4 protein-coding genes are annotated in these 4,931 nt (G+C 65.2%); all 4 read left to right on the top strand.

Features of this window, described 5'->3' with window-relative positions; all coding sequences use genetic code 11:
• Positions 1 to 1,249, top strand: a 1,249-nt coding sequence (betC, locus tag EOA79_RS04775; protein WP_245489839.1) for a choline-sulfatase, incomplete at its 5' end; no start/stop codon positions are given.
• A complete protein-coding gene (locus EOA79_RS04770) occupies positions 1,246 to 2,250 on the top strand; it encodes a threonine/serine dehydratase (protein WP_164893822.1) in 1,005 nt (334 codons plus the stop codon). The genes betC and EOA79_RS04770, both read left to right, overlap by 4 nt.
• Entirely contained in the window at positions 2,243 to 3,895 is a 1,653-nt protein-coding gene (gene betA, locus EOA79_RS04765) for a choline dehydrogenase (RefSeq protein WP_095823749.1), read from the top strand. The genes EOA79_RS04770 and betA overlap by 8 nt, the downstream gene beginning before the upstream one ends.
• Positions 3,896 to 3,948: 53 nt before the next feature.
• Positions 3,949 to 4,931: aldehyde dehydrogenase family protein (locus EOA79_RS04760; protein WP_128292922.1), on the top strand; the 983-nt coding region annotated here is incomplete at its 3' end.

Here is a 4,931-nt window from a genome sequence, read left to right as displayed (position 1 = left end):
CTATTACACCTGCCTGTCCGGCAAGATGCATTTCGTCGGACCGGACCAGTTGCACGGCTTCGAGGAGCGGCTGACCACCGATATCTATCCGGCCGATTTCGGCTGGACGCCGGATTACCGCAAGCCCGGCGAGCGCATCGACTGGTGGTATCACAATCTCGGCTCGGTCACCGGCGCCGGCGTTGCCGAGACCACCAACCAGATGGAGTATGACGACGAGGTGGTGTTTCTGGCCGAGCAAAAGCTGTACCAGCTTTCGCGCGAGCAGGACGATGCGGGACATCGGCCCTGGTGCCTTACCGTTTCGCTATCGCACCCGCACGATCCCTATGTCGCGCGCAGGCAGTACTGGGATCTTTACGAGAACTGCCAGACGCTCGATCCCGAAACGCCGTTCATCCCGCATGACGAACAGGACACGCATTCGCAGCGCCTTTACCGGGCAAGCGACTATCAGTCCTTCGAGATCACGCTCGAGCAGGTGCGCCGTTCCCGGCGCGGCTATTTCGCCAACATTTCCTATGTCGACGATAAGCTCGGCGAGCTTCTGGACGTCCTCAAGCGCACTCGCATGCTTGACGACACCATCATCCTGTTCTGCTCGGATCACGGCGACATGCTGGGCGAGCGCGGCCTGTGGTTCAAAATGAGCTTCTTCGAGGGCTCGGCGCGCGTGCCGCTGATGATCGCCGGCAACGGCGTGCCAGCCGGCCTCATCGAGGCGCCCGTCTCCAATCTCGACGTGACGCCGACGGTCTGTGACCTCGCCGGCATTGATATCGCTGCAATCGCGCCGTGGACCGACGGCCAGTCGCTGCTGCCGCTGCTCGGCGGCAAGCCGCGCACCGCACCCGTTGTCATGGAATATGCCGCCGAAGGCTCCTATGCGCCGCTGGCCGCGATCCGCGACGGCAAATACAAATTCGTCCATTGCGAGCTCGACGCGCCGCAGCTGTTCGACCTGGAGGCCGACCCGCTCGAACGGAACAACCTCGCTGAGGATCCGGCGAACGCTGCCCTGGTGGCGGCGTTCATGGAAAAGGTCCGGGCGCGCTGGGACATGGCCGCGTTCGATGCCGCGGTGCGCGAAAGCCAGGCAAGCCGCTGGGTCGTCTACCCGGCGCTGCGCAACGGCGCCTATTACCCCTGGGATTTCCAGCCGCTGCAGAAAGCCTCGGAGCGCTACATGCGCAATCACATGAATCTCGACAACCTCGAAGAGAGCAAACGATATCCGCGAGGCGAATGATGGCAGACGTTCTGGTTCCCACCCTCGACCGCCTGAAGCAGGCCTATGCGGTGACCTCGACGGCGACGCAAGTCACGCCGCTGTTGGAGTCGCCCGCACTTGCGAGGGAAGCCGGCGCCGCGCGGGTGTTCGTCAAGCCGGAATCGCTGCAATGGGCGGGGTCCTTCAAGGTGCGCGGCGCCTATTGGCGCCTTAAGCGGCTGTCACCGGACGAAGCGAGGAAGGGCGTGGTCGCCTATTCCTCCGGCAATTTCGCGCAAGGGCTTGCGGCTGCCGGCCAGGCGCTCGGCATTCCCGTCACCATCGTCATGCCGATCGACGCGCCTGCCGCCAAGCGCGACGCGACCGCCGGCTATGGCGCGCGCGTGGTGCTGACCGATCATGGCGAGCGTGCCCGCGAGGAAGTCGCCGCCGCCAAGGCGCGCGAGATCGCCGAGACCGAGCAGCTCATCTTGCTGCATCCCTTCGACGATCCCGAGATCGTCGCCGGCCAGGCAGGGGCCGGGCTGGAAGCGCTCGACCAGTTGGCGGCGAAGAAGGCCCACGCCGATTTGGTGTTCTGCTCGGTTGGCGGCGGCGGCCTGATCGGCGGCGTTTCGCTCGCCTTCCATTATCTGTCGCCGAAAACCGAGATCATCGCCGTCGAGCCGGAAGGCTTCAACGGCATGGGCTCGTCGCTGGCGCATGGCGCGATCGAGACGATGCCGATCGGACCGAGATCGATCTGCGACGGGCTGATGGCGCGCAAGCCAGGCGAGGCGCCCTTCGCGGCGGTGAGTGCTGCCGGCGTTCGCGGCGTCACCGTCGAAGATGCCGCGGTGCGGGATGCAATGAAGATCGCCTTCGAGCGGCTGAAGCTGGTGCTGGAGCCTTCGGGCGCGGCCTCGCTTGCCGCGCTGCTCGGCGGCAAGGTGGATGTAGCGGGCAAAACCGTCCTTGTGGTGGCTACCGGCGGCAATGTCTCGCTCGCCGACTTTATGGCGCATATGAACAATGCTTGAAGCGGATTTCGTGATCATCGGATCGGGCTCCGCCGGCTCGGCCATGGCCTACCGGCTGTCGGAAGACGGCAAGCATTCGGTGATCGTGATCGAGTTCGGCGGCACCGATATGGGGCCGCTGATCCAGATGCCGTCGGCGCTGTCGATCCCGCTCAACATGAGCCTTTACGACTGGGGCTTCGCCAGCGAGCCAGAGCCGCATCTCGGCGGCCGCGTGCTCGCCACCCCGCGCGGCAAGGTGATCGGCGGTTCGTCCTCCATCAACGGCATGGTCTATGTTCGCGGCCATGCGCGCGACTTCGACCATTGGGCCGAACAGGGTGCTGCCGGATGGGGCTTCGCCGACGTGCTTCCCTATTTCAAGCGCATGGAGGATTCCGACGGCGGCGAGGACGGCTGGCGCGGTCAGGGCGGCCCGCTGCATGTGCAGCGCGGCACGCGCAAGAACCCGCTTTACGGCGCCTTCCTCGAGGCGGGCCGGCAGGCCGGCTTCGAGCTCACCGACGACTATAACGGATCGAAGCAGGAAGGCTTCGGGCCGATGGAGCAGACCATCTGGCGCGGCCGCCGCTGGTCGGCCGCGAACGCGTATCTTAAGCCGGCTCTCAGGCGAAAGAATGTGAGTCTGGTCAAGGGCTTCGCCCGCCGCGTGGTGATAGAGAATCAACGCGCCATCGGCGTCGAGATCGAAGCTAACAAACAGATTCAGGTCGTTAAGGCGCGACGTGAGGTGATCGTCGCGGCCTCGTCGATCAATTCGCCGAAGATCCTGATGCTGTCCGGCGTCGGCCCCGGCGCGCATCTGCAGGAAAACGGCATAAAGGTGATCGCCGACCGGGCGGGCGTCGGGGCCAATCTGCAGGACCATCTGGAGCTCTATATCCAGCAGGAAGCGACCAAGCCGATCACGCTGAACTCGGTGCTCAACCCCTTCTCCAAGGCGATGATCGGCGCGCAGTGGCTGTTCTTCAAGTCCGGCCTCGGCGCCACCAACCATTTCGAAGCCGCGGCCTTCGTGCGCTCGCAGGCCGGCGTCGACTACCCAGATATCCAGTACCACTTCATCCCGGCGGCGGTGCGTTACGACGGCAAGGCGGCGGCGAAGTCGCATGGCTTCCAGGCGCATGTCGGGCCGATGCGCTCCAAGTCGCGCGGCTCGGTAACTTTGCGCTCCCCCGACCCGAAGGCGAAGCCGGTGATCCGCTTCAACTACATGTCGCATCCGGACGACTGGAGCGAGTTCCGCCACTGCATCCGTCTGACGCGCGAGATTTTCGGCCAGAAGGCCTTCGACGGCTTCCGTGGCAAGGAGATTTCGCCGGGCAGCCATGTGCAGACCGACGACGAGCTCGACGCATTCATCCGCGAGCACGCCGAGAGCGCCTACCATCCCTGCGGCACCTGCAGGATGGGCCGCGCCGACGATCTGACCGCCGTCGTCGATCCGGAATGCCGGGTCATCGGCGTCGAGGGCCTGCGCGTCGCCGACTCCTCGATCTTTCCACGGGTGACCAACGGCAATCTCAACGCGCCTTCGATCATGACAGGCGAGAAGGCGTCCGACCACATCCTTGGCCGCACGCCGCTGGCGCCTTCCAACCAGGAACCCTGGATCAATCCGCGCTGGCAGGTGGCCGACAGATAGCGCATGATCCGGCGGGCGCCCTCCCCGCCCAGCAATAACGAACGGAGAAGACCATGCGCGCCCAGCCCACGGCATCGCATTACGTCAACGGCCGCTATATCGAGGACGACGGCGGCGCGCCGTTGCCGGTGATCTATCCGGGAACCGGCGAGACCATCGCCACACTGCATTCGGCGACGCCGAACGTGCTGGAGTTGGCGATCGAAGCCGCGCGCGCGGCGCAACCGGCCTGGGCGCGGCTGAAGCCTGTCGAGCGCGGCCGCATCCTGCGCCGTGCTGCCGACATTCTGCGAGCGCGCAATGCCGATCTCGCCCGCATCGAGACGCTGGACACCGGCAAGGCGATCCAGGAGACGCTGGTAGCGGACGCGCCTTCGGCCGCCGATTGCCTGGAATATTTCGCCGGCGCGGTCGCCGCCTTCAACGGCGAGATGATCGATCTCGGCGGGCCGTTTGCCTATACAAGGCGCGAGCCGCTCGGCGTGTGCGTCGGCATCGGCGCCTGGAACTATCCGATCCAGATCGCCGGCTGGAAATCTGCGCCGGCTTTAGCCATGGGCAACGCCATGGTGTTCAAACCGTCGGAGAACACGCCGCTTTCGGCCCTGGCGCTGGCCGAGATCTACAGCGAGGCCGGGCTGCCCGACGGACTGTTCAACGTCGTGCAGGGCTATGGCGACGTCGGCGCCGGCCTCGTCGGCCATGATGTCGTGGCAAAGGTTTCGGTGACCGGCTCGGTACCGACCGGCCGCAAGGTGCTGTCGCTTGCCGGCTCGAAGATGAAGCACGCCACGATGGAGCTCGGCGGCAAGTCGCCGCTGATCGTCTTCGACGATGCCGATCTCGAAAATGCCATCGGCGGCGCCATGCTCGGGAATTTCTATTCGACCGGCCAGATCTGCTCCAACGGCACGCGCGTCTTCGTGCAGAGGGGCCTGCATGACCGCTTCGTCGAGCGGCTGGTCGAGCGCACCAAAAAGATCCGCATCGGCGATCCGCTCGATCCGGAAACGCAGATGGGGCCGCTGGTCAACAA

Origin of the sequence: Mesorhizobium sp. M1A.F.Ca.IN.020.03.2.1 (assembly GCF_004023205.1) — a bacterium.
Lineage (GTDB): Bacteria > Pseudomonadota > Alphaproteobacteria > Rhizobiales > Rhizobiaceae > Mesorhizobium.
The sequence above is the reverse complement of the archived record's forward strand: the minus strand, read 5'-3'. Positions and strand labels throughout refer to the sequence as shown.